This is a genomic window from Massilia sp. Masssp93 (genome assembly GCF_059491295.1).
On the sequence record NZ_CP168502.1, the window covers coordinates 1,677,006 to 1,699,839 of the forward strand.

The window sequence follows — 22,834 nt, forward strand, 5'->3', positions numbered from 1 at the left end:
GGCGCTCAGGGCGTCCACACGAGGCGCACGGCGAGGGCGCGTTCGTATTCGCTGCGCGTGGCCGGCGCGCCGAATTCCGCATGGCGCGGATCGAACAGGTTCTGTCCGATGAGGGACAGTTCGAGGTCCGGCGCGACGCGCCAGCCGTAGCGTGCGTCGACCGCCGTGTACGCGGGGACGGCCGGCTGCGGCAGCGCCCCCACGTGGCGCAGCGTGACGTCGAATTCGTGCCCGCCGCCCAGGTCGTACGACGAACGCACGGACCAGTAATGGGTCGGGTCGGCCGTGGACAGGCCCGTCGTGCCCGAACGGTCGCGGCTGCCCGGCTGCAGCGACGTGCCGACGCGCTGCACCACGCCGCCGCCGGACAGGCGCCATGCGTCCGCCACCTGCCAGCTGGCCCACGCCTCGATGCCGCGCGTGAGGCCGTCCGCGAGGTTCTCGAACACGGAGCCCGTGCCGTGCGGGTTCGGTTCCAGCGTGCGCAGCCCGTCGTAGCGGCTGAAGAACAGCGTCGCCGAATACGAGAGCGCCGGGTGAGGCCGGGCGCGGTAGCCCAGTTCGAACACATTGGCCGTCTCGGAGGCGAAGTCGGGGCCGCCCGCCACGCCGTACTGCGGCACGCCGTTGACGACGGGCGGCGTCGTCGGGCTGTAGAAATCGCGGTCGATGCGCGACGGCGCCCGCACCGCGCGCGACAGCGAACTCCACACGAGCGCCGCAGGGCGCGGATTCCAGGCGAGGCGCAAGGTCGGCAGCACTTCGACGCCGGTGTAATTGTTGTCCTCGAATTTCAGGCCTGCCGTCAGGCGCAGGTCGTCCTGCAGCGCGACCTCGTCCTGCGCGAACAGGTTGGCCCAGTGCAGGTTCAGCGCGCCGGGCAGGAAGCCGAACCTGGCGCCGTTCTCGACGCGGTCGTGGCCGAGGCGGTAGCCGCCGCCCCAGACGACGTGGTGATTCCCGGCCAGGTGCACGGCGTGCTGCAGCTGCAGGTCGAACGTGTCGAGGCGTTCGTGGAAGGCGAGCGGCTGGTCGCGCTCCGTATGGTCCCAGTACAGCTGGACGGTGCCCGACGAGCCGTCCGCGAACGTGCGGGACACGCGGCCCAGCAGGTTGGCGCCGCCCACCCGGATGTCCTGCGTGCCGGCCTGGCGCAGCCGCGCGTCGTAGACGTCGCCCTGGACGGTCAGGCCGCGCGCGGTGTCGCCCCAGTCGGTACGGAATCCGGCCTGGTCGCGGTGCCAGCCCGTCGGGACCGTGGCGCCCGTGGCCGTGTGGGTATCGTCGTTCTCGGCATGCTTGGCGTATGCGCGGTAATGGCCGTCGCCGCCCAGGCTGCCGCCGTAGCGTACCGCGCCGTCGCGCGCGTCCTTGCCGAGCGTCGTGCCGAGCAGCACGCCCTGCGTCGCGCCGGCCGGTTTCGTGATGATGTTGATGACGCCGTTGACGGCGTTGGCGCCCCACAGCGTGGCGCCCGGACCGCTGATGACCTCGATGCGCTCGACGTCGTCCAGCACCACGTCCTGCACGTCCCAGAACACGCCGGAAAACAGCGGCGAATACACCGTGCGGCCGTCGATGAGGACGAGCAGCTTGTTTTCGAACGGGCTGGAAAAGCCGCGCGCAGTGACGGCATAGTTGCGGGCGTCGACGCGCGCGACCTGCAGGTTGGGCGCCAGCCGCAGCGCGTCAAGCAGCGACGCCGCGCCGGAGCGGCGGATGTCGTTGCCGGTGATGACGAAGATGGACGCGGCCGCGTCGGACAGCGATTCCGACCGGCGAGACACCGACGTGACCTGGATATTCGCCAGCTCTTCCAGGCTCAGTTCCGCCATGTCCCGCGATTGAAGCGGCTCGTCGGCCGCGGCGCCCTGCGCGGCCAGCAGCGCGGCGGCGCATCCGGCCAGGATGGTACGCAATGGAGACAGGGACGATGTGGATCTGGACATGGGAGCGGCATACTTGAGCGGTTTGCGAGATTGTATTGCAGAAACCGAAATATTGATCTCAAACATGTTGTTTCGCGTGCGCGCGCGCCACGTCACAAATTTCGTTACTTGCGTTCGGCAATTTTGTAATTGCGCCGGGAAGATGCGGCCCGGACAATGCGCGCAAACGCCGCCTCGGCCAATAACACATCGGGAGACTCCACATGATGCCCCTTTCATTGCGCGCCAGCCTGCTGCTGGCCGCCGCCATGTGCGCCGCGCCGGGCGCCGCCCCGGCGCAGGAGGCGCCTGCGCACGGCCCGTCCGCCGCAAGCGATCCGGCCGCGCGCATCGGCTGGTGGCGCCAGGCCCGCTTCGGCATGTTCATCCACTGGGGCCTGTACGCCATTCCCGGGCGCGGCGAGTGGGTGCAATGGAACGAACAGATCCCGACCGGTGAATACGCAAAACTGGCCGACAGGTTCAAGCCGGAGCGGTTCGACGCGGACGCATGGGCCCAACTGGCGAAGTCCGCCGGCATGAAATACATGGTGTTCACGTCGCGCCACCACGACGGCTTCGCGATGTTCGACGACGGCGACAACCCGTTTTCGAGCACGAAGACGGCCGCCCACCGCGATTTCGTCGCGGACTACGTGAAGGCCGCGCGCAAGGCCGGGATGGGCGTGGGGCTGTACTACTCGCCGCTGGACTGGCGTTATCCCGGCTTCTTCTTCCCCGACCTGCAGCGCGAGAGCGCGGAAGCGATGCGCGCCCAGTACCACCGCCAGATGCGCGAACTCCTGTCCAACTACGGCAAGATCGACGTGCTGTGGTTCGACGGCGGCGAGACCGACTGGCTGAACTTCGGCGGCGACTGGGCCGGCGCGGAGTGGAAGAAACGGGCACCGGGCCGGCATTACGGCGGCGGCTTCGACTGGCAGCACGACAAGGTGTACGCGATGCTGCGGCACCTGCAGCCGGACGTCGTCATCAACGGCCGCGCCGACATGCCGGAAGATTTTCATGCGCGCGAAGGCGAGGGCGCGCTGGGCGACTTCGACAACACGCATCCGTGGGAACTGTGCACCACCATCGCCGGCGCCTGGGGCTACCAGCCGGGCATGCAGCCGAAACCCCTCAAGCATTACATCCAGCTGCTGGCGAACGTCGCCGGCCGGGACGGCAATCTGTTGCTGAATGTCGGGCCGGGTCCCGACGGGCGCATCGACGCGGTCCAGGCGGACCGGCTGCGCGAGATCGGCGCCTGGCTCGGCAAGCATGGCGACAGTATCTACGGCACCCGCGGCGGCCCGTTCCTGCCGGGCAGCTGGGGCGCATCCACCTACCGCGGCAACACGATCTACGTCCACGTGCTGAACTGGAACGGCGCCAGGCTGGCGCTGCCCGCGATTCCCGCCCGCATCGTGCGCGCGTCGGTGCTGGGCGGCGGTGCGGCAAGCGTCGAACAGTCCGCACGCGGCATCGAGATCGCCGTGGCGCCGGCCGCCCGCGACGACATGGACACGGTGGTGGCCCTGCAGCTGGAGTCGCCCGCCGCCGCGATCGCGCCGGTGCGCTGACCGTCGACCGCGCGCCGACGCGGATCAGCGCACGTTCTGCGCCTTGATCAGCTTGTCCAGCAGCGCGTGCTCTTCTTCCGTCAGGTCGGTCAGCGGTGCGCGCACCGGACCGCCGTCGTGGCCGACCAGGCGGGCGCCGGCCTTGACGATCGACACGGCGTAGCCGGCCTTGCGGTTGCGGATCGCCAGGTAGGGCAGGAAGAATTCGTCCAGCAGGCGGTTGGTCGTCGCGTGGTCGTCCTTCGCGATCGCGTGGTAGAAATCCATCGCCAGTTGCGGCATGAAGTTGAACACGGCCGACGAGTACACGGGCACGCCCAGCGCTTTATAGGCGGCGGCATAGACTTCCGCCGTCGGCAGGCCGCCCAGGTAGCTGAAGCGGTCGCCCATGCGGCGCCAGATCGAGACCATCAGTTCGATGTCGCCGATGCCGTCCTTGAAGCCGATCAGGTTCGGGCAGCGGTCGGCCAGCTTTTCCAGCGACTCCGGCGTGAGGCGGCACTGGGCGCGGTTGTACACGACGACGCCGATGTTCACCGATTTGCAGACTTGCTCCACGTGGGCGACGAGGCCGTCCTGGCTCGCTTCGGTCAGGTAGTGCGGCAGCAGCAGCACGCCCTTGGCGCCGAGGCGCTCGGCTTCCTGGGCGAACGCGATGGCGCTGCGGGTCGGGCCGCCTGCGCCGGCCAGGATGGGCACCTTGCCGGCGCAGGTGTCGACGGCGGTCTTGATCACTTGGGAGTATTCGTCGTGCGTCAGCGAGAAGAACTCGCCGGTGCCGCCGGCCGCGAACAGGGCGGTGGCGCCGTACGGCGCGAGCCATTCCAGGCGCTCGATGTACGTGCTGGGGCGGAAATTGCCTTCGGTATCGAAGTCGGTGATGGGGAAGGACAGCAGGCCCGACGACATGACTTGCTTGAGTTCTTGCGGATTCATGGTAGCTCCAGTGGCGGATGAGGGAGAGTGGCTTTACTTATCAGTCATCGTACAACCAAAGACGAGGCATCGCAAGAATTTTTTCGACGTCGATGCGCCGCCGTGGCCGTTCGGCCCGGATCTACGGGGAGGCATACGAATCCGGGCAACCTGGGGCTGCCCGGAAACGGATGTCAAAAAGGCATGATATCGTACAACTAGCCGCCAAACGTCGCCGGCAGGCGTGCCGCCGTGCGCCGGGCGGCGGGCAGGTGCGGCGCGGTCGCGGCAGCCGGCGGCAGCTTGAACAGGCTGACGGTCGTGAGCAGGTTGCCGGCCTCGACGTTCAGTGCCTCGGCGGCGGCGGCCGACTCCTCGACGAGCGCCGCGTTACGCTGCGTCATCTCGTCCATCTGCGCGATGGCGCCGTTGATCTGCTCGATGCCCAGGCTCTGCTCGCGGCTCGCTTCCGCGATCTCGCCGACGATGCCGGACACGCGCTGCACGCTGTCGACCATCGCCTGCATCGAATCGCCCGCTTCCCTGACGAGGTGCGTGCCCGACACGACCTTGTCGGCCGAGTCGGTGATCAACGCCTTGATTTCCCGCGCCGCCGTGGCGCTGCGCTGGGCGAGGGTGCGCACTTCGCCGGCGACGACGGCGAAACCGCGTCCCTGTTCGCCGGCGCGCGCCGCTTCGACGGCGGCGTTCAGGGCCAGGATGTTCGTCTGGAACGCGATGCCGTCGATCACGGCGATGATGTCGACGACGCGGCGCGACGAGCTGTCGATGGCGGCCATCGTCTCGACCATCCGGTCCATCACGACGGCGCCCGTCGTCGCCATCGTGGACGTCGTCTGCACGAGCTCGCGGGCCTGCGCCGCGTTGCCGGCCGTCTGCTGGACGGTGCTCGTGAGCTCTTCCATCGATGATGCCGTTTCTTCCAGCGAGCCCGCCTGCTGCTCGGTGCGCGCCGACAGGTCGGCATTCCCGAGCGACACTTCATGCGCCGTCGCGCCGATCGCCTGGGCGCCGCTGCGCACGGTGCACACCATCGCGGTCAGGCTCTCCTGCATGCGCGCGATCCCGCCCATCAGGCGGCCGATTTCGTTGTCGCCCGTCGCGGCCGCGTGCGCGGTCAGGTCGCCCTGGGCGACGCGGTCGAGGAGTGCCACGGCCTCGCCGATGGGCGCGATCACGACGCGCTTGAGGAAGAGGTGCACGGCGGCGACGAGCGCCAGCGCCGCCGCGATGCCGGCCGCGACGAGCCACAGCACCGTCGTGTATTCGCGCGCGCGCTCCGCCATCAGCCGCTCGCTGAGCGCCGTCTGCTGCTTCTGGAATTTCTCGAGCAGCGCGGAGAAGGCGGCGCCCTGCGACGTCAGCTGCTCTACGTTGATCTTCGTGTATTGCACTGCGTCGTCGTGGCGCAGCGCGTCGATGGCACGGTCGAGCGTGCCGACGAGGCGCGCCGCGGCGTCGCCCAGTTCCTTGCGCAATTGCACGTCGGTGGCGGCGGGAGGCAGGCGCGCGACGAACGCCTGCAAGGCCGCGGCCGAGCGGCCCTGGCTCGTGGCCGCGCTGTCCAGACCGCTGCTGGCGGACGTGGCCTTGCCGTTTTCCTTGAAGTCGGTGTAGGCGCGCACCAGCGCCGAGCGGGTGCGCGTCGTGTCCTTGTAGATGTCGTTGATCGCCTGCGTGTCGGTATTCAGGCCGTAGGCGAGCGCGAGCGCGTTGTTCGAGCGTTGCAGGGTGAATACGCCCAGGCCGGCGCCGATCACGAGCATGACGGCGAACAGGCCCAGCGACGCCATCAGGCTGAAGCGGATCGTAATGTTTTTCATGGTTGAGTTTGCAAAAGGGGGAACGCTGCAGGCCGGAATCGACCTTGCGGCGGGGCGATCATCGCACGGCTGGTTGGTACTGACTATTTCTTATTGGAAATTTTGTGAAAAACGTTGCGTCGATGCCGCTTCGTCAGCCGACGGTTCGCGTCGTCGCCCGCTCGACCAGCTCGAAACCCACGTCGACGACGTTGCCCGCCAGCGGCCGGCCTTCGATCCTGGCGATCAGCGCTTTCGCGGCCTGCGTGCCGATGGCCCGCTTGTCGATGTGGACGGAGGAAATGGGGGGATGGGTGAACGCGGCGAAATCGAAGTCGCCGAAGCCCATGATGCCGAGCGAATCGGGCACGGCGATGCCTTGCGCGGCCGCCTCGATCAGGGCGCCCTGGGCCAGCACGTCGGAGCTGCACACGACGACTTCCGGATCGTGGCCGGCGGCCAGGATCGCGCGCAGGCCCTCGCGGCCGAGATTGAGGACGGTCGGCGGCGTCGCCATGTGCGTGGCGACGGGCACCACGCCGTGGCGCCGCAGCTCCGCCTCGAGCGCCTGGCGGCGCCGGTTGGCGCGTTCGTCGCGGGCGCAGATCGATGCAAACCGTTTATACCCTTTGCCCAGCAAATACTGCGCGACCTTTTCGCCGATCCGTTCCTGCGAAAAGCCGATGGCGATGTCGATGGGGGAGGGCGTCAGGTCCCAGGCCTCCACCACGGGCACGCCGGTGGCGAGCAGCTTCTTGCGCACGCTGGCGTGGTGCTGGATGCCGGTGAGGACGATGCCGTCGGGCTGGCGCGACAGGATCGCCGTCAGCAGGTCTTCTTCCTTCTGCTGCGAATAGTTCGAGACGGACAGCAGCAACTGGTAGCCGTGCGCCGACAATTCGTCGTTCAGGCCCTGCACCATCTCGGCGAACATCGAATTGGACAGCTGCGGCACGATGGCCGCGATCAGCTGGCTGCGCTTCGTCGTCAGGCTGCCCGCCAGCATGTTCGGGATATACCCCATCGCGGCCGCCGCTTCCTTCACGCGCGCGATCGTGTCCGGCTTCACGAGCTTGGGGTTGTGCAGCGCGCGCGACACGGTGATGGGCGACAGGCCCGCCAGCCGCGCGACGTCCTTGAGCGTGATGCTTTTCGGCCGTTCCGGGTACGTGTCGTCGTCGTTGTTGCGGTCGTGGTCGAGCGGCTCGGTCATGCGCGGGTCTGTTGGGTAAATGATCAGTTGTACGACATCCGACCACAAAACGCTTGCGTTCATGGATGATTGCGGTATCATACCAAACGTCGGTCAAGGATGGTGATTTTGCTCACTCTTGCGCGACTGGAAAAACGATGGCCGAAGAATGACCGGCCATATTTTTAAGATAAAAATGATTGCGGTGTCATTTGTGCGTGATGCACACGCGGCGCCGGCCCCGAACGTCCGGAAATGCAATGGCCGTTTTTTCGGGGTCGAAATGATTGCGCAATCATGGAGAATGCAGCGCCCGTAGATATGGAGACGATGATGACCATCCCCCGCACCATCCGCATGCACGAGAACGACAACGTCGCCATCGTCGTCAACGCCGGCGGCCTGCCGGAAGGCACCGTCTTTCCCGATGGCCTGACATTGAGGACGCGCGTGCCGGAAGGGCACAAGGTCGCCCTGCGCGACATCGCCCAGGGCGAGCCGATCATCCGCTACGACGTGACGATCGGCCATGCGCTTGCCCCGATCGCGCGCGGCACGTGGATCGAGGAATCGCTGGTCGGCATGCCGGCCGCGCGCGGCCTGGACGACCTGCCGCAACCGGTCCGCGACCGCGCGCCGCTCGCGCCGCTGGAAGGTTTCACGTTCGAGGGCTTCCGCAATCCGGACGGCTCGGTGGGCACGCGCAACATCCTCGCCATCAGCGAGACGGTGCAGTGCGTGTCCGGCGTCGTCGAATTCGCCGTCGAGCGCATCAAGAAGGAATTGCTGCCCAAGTACCCGAACGTGGACGACGTCGTCGCCATCGAGCACACGTACGGCTGCGGCGTCGCCATCGACGCGCCCGGCGCCGAGATCCCGATCCGCACCCTGCGCAACATCGCCCGGAACCCGAACTTCGGCGGGCGCGTGATGGTCGTCAGCCTCGGCTGCGAAAAGCTGCAGCCGGCGCGCATGTTCCCGCAAGGTTCGATCGCGATCCGGAACGCGCAGCAGGAACCGGACGTCGTATGCCTGCAGGACGCGGCGCACGTCGGCTTCGGCGACATGATCGAGTCCATCATGCGCACGGCCGAGACGCACCTGGCCGTACTGGACCTGCGCCGGCGCGAGACCGTGCCGGCGTCGGAACTGGTCGTCGGCGTGCAGTGCGGCGGCAGCGACGCGTTCTCCGGCGTGACCGCCAATCCGGCCGTCGGCTATGCGAGCGACCTGCTCGTGCGGGCCGGCGCCGCCGTCATGTTTTCCGAAACGACGGAAGTCCGCGACGGCATCGACCAGTTGACGGCGCGCGCCGCCGACGACGGCGTCGCGCAGGCGATGATCCGCGAAATGGCCTGGTACGACGAGTACCTCAGGCGTGGCGGCGTGGATCGCAGCGCGAACACCACGCCCGGCAACAAGAAGGGCGGCCTCGCCAACATCACCGAGAAGGCGATGGGTTCCATCATCAAGTCCGGCACGGCGCCCATCGCGGGCGTGCTGGCGCCGGGCGAAAAGCTGCAGCAGAAGGGCCTGATCTACGCGGCCACGCCGGCCAGCGATTTCATCTGCGGCACCTTGCAGCTGGCGGCCGGCATGAACATGCACGTGTTCACGACGGGCCGCGGCACGCCGTACGGCCTGGCCGCCGTGCCGGTCGTGAAGGTGGCGACGCGCGACGACCTGGCGCGCCGCTGGCACGACCTCATGGACATCAACGCCGGCCGCATCGCGACCGGCGACGCGACGATCGCGGACGTCGGCTGGGAGCTGTTCCACTTCCTGCTCGACGTGGCGAGCGGCCGCAAAAAGACGTGGGCCGAGCAGTGGAAACTGCACAACGCGCTCACGCTGTTCAACCCGGCGCCGGTGACCTGACCTCCGCGCGACCAAAAAAACACCGACAAACCAAGGAGACACCTTGAAAAAAGCAGCACTGATCGCCCTCGGCCTGGCCGCGGGCGCGGGCGCGCACGCCCAGACGAACGTCACCATCTACGGCATCGTCGACGCCGCCCTCGTGGGCGAAAACGGCGGCAGCGCCGGCCATGTCACGAAGGTGACGAGCGGCGCCGCCTCGGCGTCGCGCATCGGCTTCCGCGGCACCGAGGAGCTGGGCGACGGCCTGGCCGCGTTCTTCACGCTGGAGACGGGCGCCAGGATCGATACCGGCGAAGTCGACGCGGCCGGCACGATCTTCAACCGCCAGGCGTTCGTCGGCCTCAGGACGAAGGCCGGATCGGTCGCCCTCGGCCGCCAGTACACGCCTTACCACACGACCCTGGCCGCGGTGGCCGATCCGTTCGGCACCGGTTACGCGGGCACGTCGAAGAACCTCTTCCCCGACAACGGCACCAACGTCCGCGCCAGCAATACGATCACGTACGCGTCGCCCAGGGTGAACGGCGTGAACGTCGACCTCGCGTACAGCGCGGGCGAGCAGACGGCATTGGCGGCGGGACGCCAGTTCGGCGGCGCGATCGGCTATGCCGCGGGACCGCTGACGGTGCGCCTCGCGTACAACAGCAAGAACACGGACGTCGCGGCGACGGGCACGAACCACGACCTGGGCCGCAACACGCTGCTGGGCGCGAACTACGACTTCAAATGGGTCAGGCTGTATGCGGCGTACGGTATCGACAAGGGCTTCAACAGCGCCACGCTGGGCAACGCCAACAATCCGTACGGCGGCGTGAAGCCGACGCCGTCCATCGACGGCCGCGACATGCTGCTGGGCTTCCGGGCGCCGGTCGGTCCGGGCACGCTGATGTTCTCGACGATGCACAAGGACGACCGCACCCACTTCAACCAGGACGCCACCTCGTGGGGCATCGGCTACCTGTACGAGCTGACGAAACGGACTGGCCTGTACGCGGCCTACGCGCACATCAATAACAAGAACGGCGCCGGCTACACCGTCGCCAACAATTCGGAGTCGGGCTCGGGCAACACCGGCTACGACCTGGGCATCCGCCACACGTTCTGACCGCGGCGGACGCACCCCACAACCTTGGAGGAAACATGGAGCACACTACGACCGCCGCCGTGCCGGCCGCCGCGACAAAGCTCGCGTCGCGCACGCGCTGGAGCATTCTCGCGATCCTGTTCATCGTCACGACGATCAATTACGCGGACCGCGCCTCGATCTCGATCGCGGGACCCGAGATCCGCAAGGCCCTCGGCCTGTCGCCCGTCGAAATGGGCTTCGTGTTTTCCGCGTTCGCCTGGTCGTACGTGATGGCGCAGCTGCCGGGCGGCTGGCTGCTCGATCGCTTCGGCTCGAAGATCACGTACTTCTTCAGCATCTTCCTGTGGTCGCTGTTCACGATGCTGACGGGCGCCGTCGGCTTCATGACGGGCGCCGCCGCCGTGGCCACCCTGTTCGCGCTGCGCTTCGTCGTCGGCGCGGCCGAGGCGCCTTCGTTCCCCGGCAACAGCCGCATCACGTCGGCCTGGTTCCCCACGCACGAACGGGGGCTCGCGTCCGCGCTGTTCAACTCGGCCCAGTATTTCGCGACCGTGCTGTTCGCGCCGATCATGGGCTGGCTGGTCCACAGCTACGGCTGGCAAAGCGTGTTCGTCGTGATGGGGGCTCTCGGTATCGTGATGGCCTTCGTCTGGCTCAAGACGATCTACGGGCCCAAGGACCATCCGTCCGTGAGCGCCGGCGAACTGAAATACATCGAGGAGGGCGGGGCGCTCGTCGACCTGGACGGCGCGCAGCGCAGCACCCAGCCGCCGGCCGTCGACACGTTCGCCTGCGTCAAGGAACTGCTGGGCAACCGCATGCTGCTGGGCGTGTACATCGGCCAGTACTGCATCAACACGCTGACCTACTTCTTCCTCACGTGGTTCCCGGTGTACCTCGTGCAGGAGCGCCACATGACGATCCTGAAGGCGGGCTTCGTCGCCTCGGTGCCCGCCATCGCCGGCTTCCTGGGCGGCGTCGTGGGCGGCACCATCTCGGACCGCCTCGCGAAAGCCGGCTTCTCGCTGTCGATGTCGCGCAAGGTGCCGATCGTGGCGGGCATGCTGCTGTCGATGAGCATGATCGCCTGTAACTACATCGAACAGGACATGTTCGTCGTGGCCGTGATGGCCCTGGCCTTCTTCGGCAAGGGCGTCGGCGCGCTGGGCTGGGCCGTCGTCGCCGACACGTCGCCGAAGGAAGCGGGCGGCCTGTCGGGCGCGCTGTTCAACACCTTCGGCAACATCGCCGGCATCACGACGCCGATCGTCATCGGCTACATCCTGCAGGGCACCGGTTCGTTCGCGGGCGCGCTCGTGTACGTGGGCGCGAACGCGGCCGTCACGATCTTCAGCTACGTCTTCATCGTGGGCGAGATCAAGCGCGTGAAGCTGGTGAAGTCGCTGGTTGCGCACTGACGCATCCGGCCAGGAAGCACAGCAGGTGGTCGGTGAACGCCGGCGCCGCTTCCAGGTTCGAGATGTGCGACGCCGGCACGACGGCCAGCTGCGCCCCGGCGATCGCCGCCGCGAGCCGTTCGCCGTCGGCGACCGTCGTCACCGGGTCGGCGGCACCCGCGATGACGAGCGTCGGCGCGCGCACTGTTGCGATGTCCGGCCGCAGGTCGGCCTGGGCCAGCGCGTCGCAGCAGGCCGCGTAGCCTTCGGCATCCTGTGCGCGCAGGGCCGCGACGAGGCGGTCCACCAGCGGGCGCTCGCGCCCGATGAAGCCCTGCGTGAACCAGCGCGCGGCCGCGCCGTCGGCCACCCCGTCCATCCCCGCGCGCCGCACCTGTTCGGCCCGCGCCGTCCAGCCTGATTCGGTGCCGATGCGGGCGGCCGTATTCGCGAGCACCAGGCTGGCGATCCTGTGCGGCCGGTGGATGGCGAGCCACTGGCCCGTCATGCCGCCCATCGAGATCCCGCAGAAGTGCGCCCGCGCGATGCCCAGCGCGTCGAGCAGGCCGGTCACGTCGAGTCCCAGGCGTTCCAGCGTCACGGGCGCGGTGCCGCGTCCCGACCGGCCGTGGCCGCGCGCGTCGTAGCGCAGCACGTAAAAATCGCGGGCCAGGCGGGCCGCCTGCGGCTGCCACATGGCGAGGTCGGTGCCGAGGGAATTCGAGAGCACGACGCAGGGCCGCGCCGGATCGCCGTCGGCCCGGTAATGCAGGCGCACGTCATCCACTTGTACGAAGCGCATGGCGTCACCCCTGGTCGCCGCCGCCCACCGGCAGCACGGTGCCGGTGACGTACGACGCTTCGCTTGACGCGAGGAACAGGATCGCCGCGACCTGCTCGTCGACGGTGCCGTAGCGGTGCATGAAGCTCGATGCCCGGGTCTGGTCGACGATGCCCTGGTACCACGCCTGTTCCCGTGCGTTCAAAGGCTGCGGATTGCGCGGCACCCTGCGCGGCGGGGCGTCCGTCCCGCCCGTGGCGACGGCGTTGACGCGGATGCCGTCCTGCGCATGTTCGAACGCCAGGCTCGCGGTCAGCGCGTTGACGCCGCCTTTCGCCGCCGAATAGGGCACGCGGTAGATGCCGCGCGTGGCCACCGACGACACGTTGACGATGGTGCCGGTCCTGGCCGCGATCATCGCCGGCAGCACGGCGCGGCAGCACCACAGGGTCGGGAACAGCGAACGGCGGATCTCGGCTTCGATCTGCGCCTCCTCGTATTCCTGGTAGGGCTTGGCCCAGATCGTGCCGCCGACGTTGTTGACGAGGATGTCGATGCGGCCATGGTCGGCAAGGGCGCGGGCCGCCAGCGCGGCGGCGCCGGCCCACGTTTCGAGATCGGCCTCGATGGCGACGACCTGCGCGCCGCAGGCGGCAGCTTCCTGCGCGACCTCGTGCACGAGCGGCGCGCGGTCCGCCAGCACGAGCCGTGCACCTTCGCGCGCGGCGGCCAGCGCCACGCCGCGCCCGATGCCCTGGGCCGCGCCGGTGACGATCATGACCTGGTCCTTGAAGCGGTCGGGATGGATCATGCTGCACCTCCGGTCGTGCTTGCGGCGGCGAACTTCTCGAAGTAAAAGCCGTGCGGCGCGATGCCGACGCCGTCCAGCCAGGCGCGCACGGCGTCGACCATCGCGACGGGGCCGCACAGGTAGACGTCGACGTCGCCGCCGTGCATCCAGCCCGGTTCGACGTGCGCGGTGGCGTAACCCTTGCGCGGATGGCTGCTGGCCGCGTGCGCCACGCACGTCACGTACTGGAACTGGGGATGCGCGGCCGCGATGCGGTCCAGCCGGTCCAGTTCGACGAGGTCGTGGTCGTGGGTGACCGCGTACACGAGGCGGACCGGGTGCGCGAAGCCGTGCGCGGCCAGCACGTCGAGCATGGACAGGAACGGCGCGATGCCGGTGCCGCCCGCCAGCATCAGCACGGGTCGTTGCACCGGGCGCAGGTAGAAGCTGCCGTACGGGCCGGAGAACGCGACCGGCTGCCCCGGCTGCGCGTGCTCCGTGAGCCAGGTGCTCATCAAGCCGTCCGGCACGTTGCGCACGACGAAGCCGGCGTGCGCCGCGCCGGGGGCGGAGCTGAACGAGTACGAGCGGGTCTGGTCCGTGCCCGGCACGCGCACGTTGACGTACTGGCCGGGCAGGAAGTCCAGCTGCGCCGGCGCGTCGAGCGCGACGGAGAACGCGATCGTCGACGGCGACAGCTGCGCGACCGCGGCGACCTTGCCTGGGAAGTCGCCGACGCCCGTCTTGCATGCGGCCGACGTGGCCGGGATGCGCACGACGCAGTCGGAGGTCGGGCGCATCTGGCAGGCCAGCACGTGGCCGGCCGCGGCGTCGCGCGCGTCGAGGGCGTCCTCGATATAGCCGTCGGCGGGCATGTCGTAGCTGCCGGACTCGCACAGCCCGCGGCACGTGCCGCAGGCGCCGTCGCGGCAATCGAGGGGGATGTTGACCTTCTGGCGATAGGCCGCGTCGGACAGTTTTTCGTTGGGGTTGCAGCCGATGAAGCGCGTGACGCCGTCCTCGAACTGCAGTGCGATCGTATGGCTCATGACCGGCTCCTTTAGATGTGATAAATGTCGATCACCTGGCTGATGTAGTCGTTCTTCAGGACGACGTATTTGTCCAGGATGCGGGGCGCCGGACCGGAAAAGTCGATCACGTAGCGCGACATGCCGAAATAGCTGTGGGTCGTGTGGTAGCGGTGGCTCAGCGTGTGCCAGTTGAAGCGCACCGTGTGTAGCGCGCCGTCGACCCGTTCCAGCTCCACGTTGGCGATGTTGTGGCTCGTGCGCGTGTCCGGAATGGTCGCGCTGGAGCGCTCCGTCCTGATGCGGAACACGCGGTCTTCCAGCCCCTGGCGGCTCGCGTAATAGATCAGCGAGATCTCGCGCTCCGGGTCCGCGACCAGCGTGCCGTCGTCGTCCCAGGACGGCATCCAGAAGCGCGCGGCCACGTCGTAGCAGGCGAGCCAGTCGTCCCACCGTTCGTCGTCGAGCAGGCGCGCTTCGCGGTACAGGAAGGCCTGGATGTCGTGCATCGTCACCGCGCTCATGTCGCGTCTCCCGGCGCGGCCAGCGCCCGCTGCATCACGTCCAGCCAGTAGCGGTGCTGGATGGTGTACAGGCCCTCGTCCTCGGTGCGCACGCCGCTCAGCACGGGGGCGAGGCCGATGGCCTGCGCCGCCGCGTCCGCGCCGTGGACCCAGTGCTTCGCGCCGCGGCACATATCGTTCCACTGCATGGCCGCGCCGTTGTAGCCCTGCTGGCAGGCGCGGAATTCTTCCAGGTCGTCCGGCGTCGCCATGCCGCTGACGTTGAAAAAATCTTCGTACTGGCGGATGCGGTGGGCGCGCGCCTGTGCCGATTCGTCCCTGGGCGCGATGCAGTAGATCGTCACCTCGGTCTTGTCCACGGCGAGCGGGCGCAGCACGCGGATCTGGGAGCTGAACTGGTCCATCAGGTACACGTTCGGATACAGGCACAGGTTGCGCGAGCGGCCCACCATCCAGTCGGCCGTCGCGCGGCCGTATTTGTCCGCGTACTCCGCGTGGCGTGCGAAGTTCGGGCGGTCCTCGGGATTGGCCCACTCCGACCACAGCAGCATGTGCCCGTGCTCGAAGGCGTAGAAACCGCCGCCCTGGCGGCCCCAGTTGCCGGCGTCCATCGCGCGGATGTCGTCCGCGCCGGCCGCCTGCTCCTCCTTGCGGCGGTTCGTCGTGGCCGCGTAATTCCAGTGCACGGCCGTCACGTGGTAGCCGTCGGCGCCGTTCTCGGCCTGCAGCTTCCAGTTGCCGTCGAACGTATAGGTCGACGCGCCGCGCAGCACTTCCAGGCCGCCCGGGGACTGGTCGACGATCATGTCGATGATCTTGCCGGCCTCGCCGAGGAAGGCTTCGAGCGGTTCGACGTCCGGATTCAGGCTGCCGAACAGGAAGCCGCGGTAGCTGCCGAAGCGCGCCAGTTTCTTGAGGTCGTGCGAGCCTTCCTTGTTGAAGCAGTCCGGATAGCCGGCGCCTTCCGGGTCCTTCACCTTCAGCAGCTTGCCGCTGTTGTTGAAGGTCCAGCCGTGGAACGGGCACGTGTAGGTGGCCTTGTTGCCGCGCTTGTGGCGGCACAGCTGGGCGCCGCGGTGGCTGCACGCGTTGATGAACGCGTTCAGTTCACCGTTGCGGTTGCGGGCGATGAACACCGGCTGGCGGCCGATGTGCGTCGTGTAGTAGTCGTTGACGTTGGCGACCTGGCTCTCGTGCGCCAGGTAGACCCAGTTGCCTTCGAAGATATGCTTCATCTCGAGGTCGAACAGGGCCTCGTCGGTGAAGGCGCTGCGGTGCAGGCGATAGTCGCCCGTCGCGGCGTCCTCGATCAGGTAGCCGTCGAGGCTCGTCGGCTTGGATGCGTCGACCGGAACGATGGGAATCATGGCGTGTCCTCAGGCGGCGGCACGGGGACGGTCGACCAGCGTGGCCGGGGCGGCGTCGGTGTCGCGGTACAGGTGGAAGTCGAAGTCGATCGACGCGTACGGCTTGTCCAGGCGCAGGGCGTCGAGGCGGGCCGGGTCGTCGATGCGTTGCACGGGCGGCACGAGGCCGGCGCGGCTGGCGAACGCGAAGTCGTCCCACAGGTATTCGTCGCCGTCGATATTGATCTGCGTGGTCAGCTTGCGCCGGCCGGGGTGGCTCACGAAGAAGTGGATGTGCGCGGGGCGGCGGCCGTGGCGGCCCAGCAGGTCGAGCAGCTGCTGCGTCGTGCCGTCCGGCGGGCAGCCGTAGCCGACCGGGATGATCGAGCGGAAGCGGTAGCGGCCGTTGTCGTCGGTGACGATCGTGCGGCGCAGGTTGAAGTCCGGCTGGGTGCGGTCGAAGAACGAGTAGTTGCCGAGCAGGTTCGCGTGCCACACCTCGACCTTCGCGCCCGGCAGCGGGCGGCCGTCCTGGTCGAACACGGTGCCCTGCATGAGCAGGACCTCGCCGCGCTCCGTTTCGGTGCCGTCGTCCAGGCGGGCGAAGCCGACGCTTTCCGGCGCGCCCGCCACGTACAGCGGGCCTTCGATGGTGCGCGGCGTGCCGCCCGCCAGGCCGGCTTTCTGTTCGGCTTCGTCGGCGCGGATGTCGAGGAAGCGCTCCAGGCCGAGGCCCGCGGCCAGCAGGCCCAGTTCGCCCGCCGCACCGGCGGCCGCCAGGTACGACACGCCGTGCCAGAATTCGGTCGGGGTGACGTCGAGGTCCTCGATGGCCTTGCACAAATCGCCCAGCAGGCGCAGCACGACCTGCTGCACGCGCGGGTCGGCGGGGCGGTCGGCGGCGTCCACGACCCAGCTCCGGGCCAGTCGTTCGATGTCTGCGTGGTTCATTTCTGTCTCCTTGTGGTGGATGGTTAGCGGTCGTCGTCGCGGACGGACGACGGGTGGCGGCACAGCGGCATCACGTCGATCTGCATGTAGGGGAACAGCGGCAGCGATGTGAGCAGCGCATGCAGCTCCTCGGCGTCGGCGACGTCGAAGATGCTGACGTTGGCGTACTGGCCGGCGATGCGCCACAGGTGGCGCCATTTGCCTTCGCGCTGCAGGCGCTGGGCGAGGTCTTTCTCGGCCTGCCTGAGCGCCGCCGCGTCGGCGCTCGCCGGCGACGCGGGCAGGTGGACGTTCATTCGTACGTGGAACAGCATGGTGGTCTCCGTGGTGTCATTGGCGCCGCAGGCGGCGCAACTTGTCGGTGTCGATGTCGACGCCCAGGCCCGGACCGGTCGGCACCTGCAGCGCGAAGTCGCGGTACACGAGCGGCTCGCTCAGCACTTCCTCGGTCAGCAGCAGGGGGCCGAACAATTCGGTGTCCCATGCGAGGTCGGCGAACGTCGAGCACACATGGGCCGTGGCCGCGGTGCCGATGCCGCCTTCCAGCATCGTGCCGCCGTACAGGCCGATGCCGGCCAGCCGCGCCACGGCGGCCACGTCGAGGGCCGGCAGCAGGCCGCCGGACTGCGTGATCTTGACGGCGTACACACCGGCGGCGTCCATGCGGGCGAGCAGCATGGCGTCGTCCGGGCCGTGCAGCGCCTCGTCGGCCATGATGGCCACGTCGAAGCGGCGCGTGAGCCGCGCCAGCGCGGCCGTGTTGCGGGCCTTGACTGGTTGCTCGACCAGGTCTATGGCGCCGTCCTGCAGCCTGGCGATGGCGCGCACGGCGTCGGCCTCGCTCCAGGCCTGGTTGACGTCCACGCGCACGCTGGCCCGGTCGCCCAGCGCGCGCTTGATCGCGAGGACGTGCGCGACGTCGGCGTCGACCTCGCGCAGGCCGATCTTGAGCTTGAAGATGCGGTGGCGGCGGATGTCCAGCATGTGCTCCGCTTCGGCGATGTCGCGCGCCGTGTCGCCGCTGGCCAGCGTCCAGGCCACGGGCAGCGTGTCGCGCACGCGCCCGCCGAGCAGTTCGGACAGCGGCACGCCCAGGCGGCGCGCCTGCGCGTCCAGCAGGGCCGTCTCGAGCGCGCACTTGGCGAAGCGGTTGCCCTGGATGGTCCGGCGCACCTTCGCCATCGCTTTCGCCGGCGCGCTGGCGTCCATGCCGAGCAGCAGCGGGGCGATGTGGGTGTCGATATTGACCTTGATGCTTTCCGGGCTCTCATCGCCGTAATTCAGGCCGCCGATGGTCGTGGCCTCGCCCCAGCCCTGGATGCCGTCGGCGCAGCGGATGCGGACCAGGACCAGGGTTTGTGTGTTCATCGTCGCGACGGACAGCTTGTGGGGCCGGATCGTCGGGACGTCGAGCAAGAAGGTGTCGATAGTTTGGATCATATTCGGTGCGTATAATTCGGTGGAGTGATGCCACGATATTCCTGCGAATAACGGGCGTCCAACACTGTTGTGGTATCAAGTCCATACCTGAAAGGTATTGAAATGGAATTGCGGCACCTGCGTTACTTCGTCGCCGTGGCGGAAGAGCGGAATTTCACCCGGGCGGCCGAGCGCCTGCACATCGCCCAGCCGCCGCTGAGCCGGCAGATCCAGCAGCTGGAGGAAGACCTGGGCGTGGTCCTGATCGAAAAAGGCGTGCGTCCGCTGCGCCTGACCGAGGCCGGCGCGTTTTTCCTCGCCCACGCCAGGACGCTGCTCGACCAGGTGCGCGACCTGCGCACGATGACCCAGCGCATCGGCAAGCTGGAACGCACGCTGTCGGTCGGCTTCGTTGCGTCGACCCTGTACGGCCTGCTGCCGGACATCATCCGCCGCTACCGCGAGCGCCATCCCGAGGTCGACATCGCGCTGCACGAGATGACGACGGTGGAACAGCTCAAGGCCCTCAAGGAAGGCCGCATCGACGTGGGCTTCGGGCGCCTCAAGAGCGCGGACCCGAGCATCCGCCGCATCCGCCTGCGCGAGGAGCCGATGGTGGTGGCGCTGTTCCCCGGCCACCGCCTCGCCGGAGGCGCGGGCGGCCTGCGCCTGACGGAACTGGTCCACGAAGCGCTGCTCGTCTACCCGAAAGCGCCGCGCCCGAGCTTCGCCGACCAGGTGCTGGCCGCCTTCAGCGAAGCGAACCTGACGCCGGAACACGTGACCGAGGTGCGCGAACTGCAGATCGCGATGGGACTCGTCGCGGCCGGGCAGGGCATCGCCATCGTGCCGGAAAGCGTGCAGGGCATGCATCACCGGAACGTCGTCTACCGCCCGCTGGACGAGCCGCACGCCGTGTCGCCGATCTTCTTTTCCGTGCGCCACATGGACCGGTCGCCCGAGCTGGAAAACATCCTGGCGGCCGTGTACGCGGTCTACGACGACCACGGGATCGCGCACGGCGGCGAAAAACTGTGAATCGCTGAATCCGGTGCCGCCGCGGCCGCGTATATGAGGGCATGGACGGGGCATGGCGACCGCACGCTTGCAATCGCCACCCCGCCAGTGGCTTGTCGCGCTACAATGTTTTCATTAAATCAATGAAAAGGGCGCCGTGAGCGAGGAGACCGACCAGGACGACCGCCTGTACCACCTGCTTGCCGCCGTGGCCCTGCAGGACCGCAAGGCGTTCCGCGCCCTGTACGACGCCACGTCCGCGAAACTGTTCGGCGTCGCGCTGCGCATCCTGCGCAAGGACGAACTGGCGGAGGACGCCGTGCAGGATGCGTTCGTCGCCATCTGGCACGCGGCGTCCGGCTACCAGCCGCACCTGGCCGCGCCGCTCACGTGGATGGTGACGATCGTGCGCAACAAGGCGCTGGACATCCTGCGCCGCGCGCGGGCGGGCGGCGCGGACGCGCAGGTGGAACCCGACGATGCCGACGGCCTGGCCGACACGGCCGCCGGACCGTACGAGCTGGCGCAGGCGTCGCGCGACGCGCGGGCGCTGGCCGATTGCATGGACACGCTCGCGGGCCGCCAGCGCCAGGCGATCGGCATGGCGTATCTGCACGACCTGTCGCACAGCGAGGTGGCGGGGCGCCTCGGCCTGCCCATCGGCACGGTCAAGACGTGGATCCGGCGCGGCCTCGAGCGGCTGCGCGAGTGCCTGGCCAAACGGGAGGCTGCATGAACATCCGGGACAATCCGGCCCTGGCCGACAAGCTCGCGGCCGAATACGCGCTGGGCACCTTGCGGGGCGGTGCGCGGCGCCGTTTCGAGACGTGGCTGCGCGACGACCGCCGGCTGCGCGCCCTGGTCGCCGACTGGCAGGGACGGCTCGCGACGCTGGCCGAGCTGGAACGGCCCGTGACGCCGCCGGCGCGGGTGTGGGCGGGCATCGAGCGCCGCCTCCACCCCGCGCCCGCGCCGTCCCCGTCGTCCGCACCGTGGTGGCAGTTCTGGCGCACCGCCGCGGCGCGGCCGTGGGGCGTGCTGGCGCTGGCCGCGAGCGCGGGCCTGCTCGTGCTGGCCGTGCGCATGGCCGCGGTGAACGAAGCGGGCGCGCCGCCGCAGCAGATCGCGGCGCTGTCCGACGCCCAGTCGCACACGGCGCTGGTCGTCACGGCCGACACGCGGCGCGGCAAGCTCCGGGTGCGCGTCGCGGCCGACGTCCACGTGCCTGCCGACCGCACGCTGCAGCTGTGGGCGATCACGCAGGCAGGCAAGCCGCGCTCGCTCGGCATCCTGCCCGGCAACCGCAGCACCGACCTGACGCTCGACGCGCGCGCCACCGATCCGGACGTGGCGCTGCTCGCGATCAGCCTGGAGCCGAAAGGCGGTTCGCCCGATCCGAACGGGCCGACCGGCCCCGTGCTGTACAAGGGCAGCTGGGCGCGCCTGTGATTCCACCCATTCATTCATCGTCGAGGTCTGGCATGCGCATGTTCGTCGTCCTGTCCTTTTGTTGCCTGACCGGCGCCGCGCACGGGCAGGATGCGGCACCGGACATCGTGCCGCGTCCTGCGCACCTGCAGCGCGGGAGCGGCGACTACGTGCTGACGCCGGCGACCCGCATCGTCGCGAGCGGCGCGGCGCTGCCCGAGGCGGCGATGCTGCGCGACTACCTGCGCCCGGCCACCGGCTTCGATCTGCCCGTCGGCGCGCACGACGGCGCGAACGCGATCCGCCTGCGCCTCGATCCGAAAGCCGATACGGGCAGCGAAGGCTACCGCCTCGTGAGCGACGCCGGCGGCGTGACCATCTCGGCCGCGCAGCCCGCCGGCCTGTTCTACGGCATCCAGACCTTGCGCCAGATGCTGCCGGCGGATATCTACCGGCAGGCGCCGGTGCGGCGCACGTGGGCGCTGCCGGCCGTGGCCGTCGAGGACGCGCCGCGGTTCTCGTGGCGCGGCAGCCACCTGGACGTCGCGCGCCACTTCATGCCCAAGGCTTTCGTCATGAAGCACATCGAGCTGCTGGCCCAGCACAAGATGAACGTCTTCCACTGGCACCTGACGGACGACCAGGGCTGGCGCATCGAGATCAAGCGCTATCCGCGCCTGACCCAGGTCGGCGCGTGGCGGCGCGAGAGCATGGTCGCGTACGCGCCCCCACGCTACGACGGCACGCCGCACGGCGGCTTTTATACGCAGGACGACATCCGCGAAGTGGTCGCGTGGGCGGCCGCGCGCCACGTGACGATCGTGCCCGAAATCGAAATGCCGGGCCACGCGCTGGCCGCCATCGCCGCGTATCCGGCGCTGGGCAACAACCCCGGCCGCCAGCTGGAAGTGGGCCGCGACTGGGGCGTCATCCCGCAGGTGTTCAACGTGGAGGACGGCACCATCGCCTTCCTGCAGAACGTGCTGGACGAGGTGATGGACCTGTTTCCGGGACCGTATGTGCACGTGGGCGGAGACGAATGCCCGAAGACGGAATGGGCGCATTCGCCGGCCGCGCTGGCGCGCATGAAGCAGGTGGGGCTCGTGCCCGCGACGGCCACCTTGAGCGACCTGCAGGACTACCGCGACGCGCAGGGCCGGCCGGCCACGCATCCGGCCCTGCATGGCTTGCAGAGCTGGTTCATCGGCCGCATGGATGCCTATCTGGCGCAGCACGGGCGCCGCCTGGTCGGCTGGGACGAGATCCTCGACGGCGGCCTCGCACCGGGTGCCACGGTGATGAGCTGGCACGGCGAGGCGGGCGGCATCAAGGCGGCCGATGCCGGGCACGACGTCGTGATGACGCCGGAGCGCGAGACCTATTTCGATTTTTACCAGGCCGCGCCGGGCAGCCCGGGCTTCCGCGAGCCGATGGGCGTGCGCGACGTGACGACGCTCGCGCGCGTGTACGCGTACGACCCGCTGCCCGCCGCGCTGCCGCCGGGAGAGGCGAACCACGTGCTGGGCAGCCAGGCGCAGTTGTGGACGGAGTACATGGCGACGCCGCGCGACGTCGAATACATGGCCTGGCCGCGCCTGCTGGCGCTGGCGGAAGGCTTGTGGACGCCGCCGTCGCGCAAGGACTACGGCCGCTTCGAACGGGCGATGCCGGCCGCGCTGGACCGGCTGCAGGCGCAGGACGTGAACTACCGCCCGCTGGATGGGCCGCGCGGCCCGCGCTGACG

At 68.8% G+C, this 22,834-nt stretch carries 20 protein-coding genes; 8 read left to right on the top strand and 12 right to left on the bottom strand.

From position 1 onward, the window contains the following. Positions 1 to 5: 5 nt before the first annotated feature. Positions 6 to 1,949 carry a TOL_0244 family TonB-dependent receptor gene (locus ACEN9Q_RS07205; protein WP_495627838.1) on the bottom strand — a complete coding sequence of 648 codons (1,944 nt, stop codon included), beginning with the start codon at positions 1,947 to 1,949 and terminating at the stop codon, positions 6 to 8. A gap of 203 nt (positions 1,950 to 2,152) precedes the next feature. Here ACEN9Q_RS07205 and ACEN9Q_RS07210 point away from each other — a divergent pair, with 203 nt between their 5' ends. After that, positions 2,153 to 3,511: an alpha-L-fucosidase gene (locus ACEN9Q_RS07210; RefSeq protein WP_495627839.1), complete on the top strand. Its 1,359-nt coding sequence runs from the start codon at positions 2,153 to 2,155 to the stop codon at positions 3,509 to 3,511. 24 nt (positions 3,512 to 3,535) lie between these two features. Here ACEN9Q_RS07210 and kdgD read toward each other — a convergent pair whose 3' ends face one another. The 3 genes from kdgD to ACEN9Q_RS07225 form a co-directional block, all read right to left on the bottom strand. Then, a complete protein-coding gene (gene kdgD, locus ACEN9Q_RS07215) occupies positions 3,536 to 4,447 on the bottom strand; it encodes a 5-dehydro-4-deoxyglucarate dehydratase (protein ID WP_495627840.1) in 912 nt (303 codons plus the stop codon). Between the two features lie 197 nt (positions 4,448 to 4,644). After that, entirely contained in the window at positions 4,645 to 6,270 is a 1,626-nt protein-coding gene (locus tag ACEN9Q_RS07220; RefSeq protein WP_495627841.1) for a methyl-accepting chemotaxis protein, read from the bottom strand. A 133-nt stretch (positions 6,271 to 6,403) separates the two neighbouring features. Beyond that, entirely contained in the window at positions 6,404 to 7,462 is a 1,059-nt protein-coding gene (locus ACEN9Q_RS07225) for a LacI family DNA-binding transcriptional regulator (protein ID WP_495627842.1), read from the bottom strand. A 309-nt stretch (positions 7,463 to 7,771) separates the two neighbouring features. Between ACEN9Q_RS07225 and garD the strand changes: the two genes are divergently transcribed. Genes garD through ACEN9Q_RS07240 form a run of 3 tightly spaced genes read left to right on the top strand, consistent with a single transcriptional unit; the run spans position 7,772 to position 11,827 of the window. Then, on the top strand, positions 7,772 to 9,319 hold the full coding sequence (garD, locus tag ACEN9Q_RS07230) for a galactarate dehydratase (RefSeq protein ID WP_495627843.1): 1,548 nt from the start codon (positions 7,772 to 7,774) through the stop codon (positions 9,317 to 9,319). A 43-nt stretch (positions 9,320 to 9,362) separates the two neighbouring features. Beyond that, the gene (locus ACEN9Q_RS07235; RefSeq protein WP_495627844.1) at positions 9,363 to 10,427 is read left to right on the top strand and encodes a porin; all 1,065 of its coding nucleotides are present in this window, start codon (positions 9,363 to 9,365) and stop codon (positions 10,425 to 10,427) included. Positions 10,428 to 10,462: 35 nt separating this feature from the next. Beyond that, a complete protein-coding gene (locus tag ACEN9Q_RS07240) occupies positions 10,463 to 11,827 on the top strand; it encodes an MFS transporter (protein WP_495627845.1) in 1,365 nt (454 codons plus the stop codon). Here the strand turns inward: ACEN9Q_RS07240 and pcaD are convergent. From pcaD to ACEN9Q_RS07280, 8 genes are read right to left on the bottom strand one after another with little or no spacing between them, the layout of a single operon-like run. Beyond that, positions 11,787 to 12,608 (bottom strand): 3-oxoadipate enol-lactonase, encoded by an 822-nt coding sequence (gene pcaD / locus ACEN9Q_RS07245; RefSeq protein WP_495627846.1) that lies wholly within the window; start codon positions 12,606 to 12,608, stop codon positions 11,787 to 11,789. The two genes, ACEN9Q_RS07240 and pcaD, sit on opposite strands and share 41 nt — an antisense overlap. 4 nt (positions 12,609 to 12,612) lie before the next feature. Continuing rightward, positions 12,613 to 13,398, bottom strand: coding sequence for a benzoate diol dehydrogenase BenD (gene benD / locus ACEN9Q_RS07250; RefSeq protein WP_495627847.1), 786 nt, complete (start codon positions 13,396 to 13,398; stop codon positions 12,613 to 12,615). After that, on the bottom strand, positions 13,395 to 14,426 hold the full coding sequence (benC, locus tag ACEN9Q_RS07255) for a benzoate 1,2-dioxygenase electron transfer component BenC (RefSeq protein ID WP_495627848.1): 1,032 nt from the start codon (positions 14,424 to 14,426) through the stop codon (positions 13,395 to 13,397). The genes benD and benC overlap by 4 nt, the downstream gene beginning before the upstream one ends. An 11-nt stretch (positions 14,427 to 14,437) precedes the next feature. Continuing rightward, positions 14,438 to 14,929, bottom strand: a complete 492-nt coding sequence (gene benB, locus ACEN9Q_RS07260; RefSeq protein WP_495627849.1) for a benzoate 1,2-dioxygenase small subunit — start codon at positions 14,927 to 14,929, stop codon at positions 14,438 to 14,440. Beyond that, positions 14,926 to 16,296, bottom strand: a complete 1,371-nt coding sequence (benA, locus tag ACEN9Q_RS07265; protein WP_495627850.1) for a benzoate 1,2-dioxygenase large subunit — start codon at positions 16,294 to 16,296, stop codon at positions 14,926 to 14,928. The genes benB and benA overlap by 4 nt, the downstream gene beginning before the upstream one ends. Positions 16,297 to 16,305: 9 nt before the next feature. Continuing rightward, positions 16,306 to 17,226, bottom strand: a complete 921-nt coding sequence (catA, locus tag ACEN9Q_RS07270) for a catechol 1,2-dioxygenase (RefSeq protein WP_495627851.1) — start codon at positions 17,224 to 17,226, stop codon at positions 16,306 to 16,308. A gap of 23 nt (positions 17,227 to 17,249) precedes the next feature. Continuing rightward, positions 17,250 to 17,540 carry a muconolactone Delta-isomerase gene (catC, locus tag ACEN9Q_RS07275; RefSeq protein ID WP_495627852.1) on the bottom strand — a complete coding sequence of 97 codons (291 nt, stop codon included), beginning with the start codon at positions 17,538 to 17,540 and terminating at the stop codon, positions 17,250 to 17,252. 16 nt (positions 17,541 to 17,556) lie between these two features. Then, positions 17,557 to 18,666 carry a muconate/chloromuconate family cycloisomerase gene (locus ACEN9Q_RS07280; protein WP_495627853.1) on the bottom strand — a complete coding sequence of 370 codons (1,110 nt, stop codon included), beginning with the start codon at positions 18,664 to 18,666 and terminating at the stop codon, positions 17,557 to 17,559. Positions 18,667 to 18,768: 102 nt separating this feature from the next. On the opposite strand from ACEN9Q_RS07280, the gene ACEN9Q_RS07285 reads away from it, so the two are divergent. The 4 genes from ACEN9Q_RS07285 to ACEN9Q_RS07300 all read left to right on the top strand — a co-directional run bounded on the left by ACEN9Q_RS07285 (position 18,769) and on the right by ACEN9Q_RS07300 (position 22,832). Next, complete coding sequence (locus ACEN9Q_RS07285; protein ID WP_056440854.1) at positions 18,769 to 19,683, top strand: LysR family transcriptional regulator; 915 nt, start codon at positions 18,769 to 18,771, stop codon at positions 19,681 to 19,683. A gap of 136 nt (positions 19,684 to 19,819) precedes the next feature. Then, a complete protein-coding gene (locus tag ACEN9Q_RS07290) occupies positions 19,820 to 20,398 on the top strand; it encodes a sigma-70 family RNA polymerase sigma factor (RefSeq protein ID WP_495627854.1) in 579 nt (192 codons plus the stop codon). Beyond that, positions 20,395 to 21,111, top strand: a complete 717-nt coding sequence (locus tag ACEN9Q_RS07295) for an anti-sigma factor (protein ID WP_495627855.1) — start codon at positions 20,395 to 20,397, stop codon at positions 21,109 to 21,111. The genes ACEN9Q_RS07290 and ACEN9Q_RS07295 overlap by 4 nt, the downstream gene beginning before the upstream one ends. Before the next feature lie 32 nt (positions 21,112 to 21,143). Next, positions 21,144 to 22,832, top strand: a complete 1,689-nt coding sequence (locus ACEN9Q_RS07300; protein ID WP_495627856.1) for a beta-N-acetylhexosaminidase — start codon at positions 21,144 to 21,146, stop codon at positions 22,830 to 22,832. Positions 22,833 to 22,834: the final 2 nt, after the last annotated feature.

What these genes read in the sequence shown, in the direction of transcription:
- ACEN9Q_RS07205 (WP_495627838.1), bottom strand. Translation starts at nt 1,949, where the DNA reads ATGTCCAGATCCACATCGTCCCTGTCTCCATTGCGTACCATCCTGGCC.
- ACEN9Q_RS07210 (WP_495627839.1), top strand. Translation starts at nt 2,153, where the DNA reads ATGATGCCCCTTTCATTGCGCGCCAGCCTGCTGCTGGCCGCCGCCATG.
- kdgD (WP_495627840.1), bottom strand. Translation starts at nt 4,447, where the DNA reads ATGAATCCGCAAGAACTCAAGCAAGTCATGTCGTCGGGCCTGCTGTCC.
- ACEN9Q_RS07220 (WP_495627841.1), bottom strand. Translation starts at nt 6,270, where the DNA reads ATGAAAAACATTACGATCCGCTTCAGCCTGATGGCGTCGCTGGGCCTG.
- ACEN9Q_RS07225 (WP_495627842.1), bottom strand. Translation starts at nt 7,462, where the DNA reads ATGACCGAGCCGCTCGACCACGACCGCAACAACGACGACGACACGTAC.
- garD (WP_495627843.1), top strand. Translation starts at nt 7,772, where the DNA reads ATGATGACCATCCCCCGCACCATCCGCATGCACGAGAACGACAACGTC.
- ACEN9Q_RS07240 (WP_495627845.1), top strand. Translation starts at nt 10,463, where the DNA reads ATGGAGCACACTACGACCGCCGCCGTGCCGGCCGCCGCGACAAAGCTC.
- pcaD (WP_495627846.1), bottom strand. Translation starts at nt 12,608, where the DNA reads ATGCGCTTCGTACAAGTGGATGACGTGCGCCTGCATTACCGGGCCGAC.
- benD (WP_495627847.1), bottom strand. Translation starts at nt 13,398, where the DNA reads ATGATCCATCCCGACCGCTTCAAGGACCAGGTCATGATCGTCACCGGC.
- benC (WP_495627848.1), bottom strand. Translation starts at nt 14,426, where the DNA reads ATGAGCCATACGATCGCACTGCAGTTCGAGGACGGCGTCACGCGCTTC.
- benB (WP_495627849.1), bottom strand. Translation starts at nt 14,929, where the DNA reads ATGAGCGCGGTGACGATGCACGACATCCAGGCCTTCCTGTACCGCGAA.
- benA (WP_495627850.1), bottom strand. Translation starts at nt 16,296, where the DNA reads ATGATTCCCATCGTTCCGGTCGACGCATCCAAGCCGACGAGCCTCGAC.
- catA (WP_495627851.1), bottom strand. Translation starts at nt 17,226, where the DNA reads ATGAACCACGCAGACATCGAACGACTGGCCCGGAGCTGGGTCGTGGAC.
- catC (WP_495627852.1), bottom strand. Translation starts at nt 17,540, where the DNA reads ATGCTGTTCCACGTACGAATGAACGTCCACCTGCCCGCGTCGCCGGCG.
- ACEN9Q_RS07280 (WP_495627853.1), bottom strand. Translation starts at nt 18,666, where the DNA reads ATGATCCAAACTATCGACACCTTCTTGCTCGACGTCCCGACGATCCGG.
- ACEN9Q_RS07285 (WP_056440854.1), top strand. Translation starts at nt 18,769, where the DNA reads ATGGAATTGCGGCACCTGCGTTACTTCGTCGCCGTGGCGGAAGAGCGG.
- ACEN9Q_RS07295 (WP_495627855.1), top strand. Translation starts at nt 20,395, where the DNA reads ATGAACATCCGGGACAATCCGGCCCTGGCCGACAAGCTCGCGGCCGAA.
- ACEN9Q_RS07300 (WP_495627856.1), top strand. Translation starts at nt 21,144, where the DNA reads ATGCGCATGTTCGTCGTCCTGTCCTTTTGTTGCCTGACCGGCGCCGCG.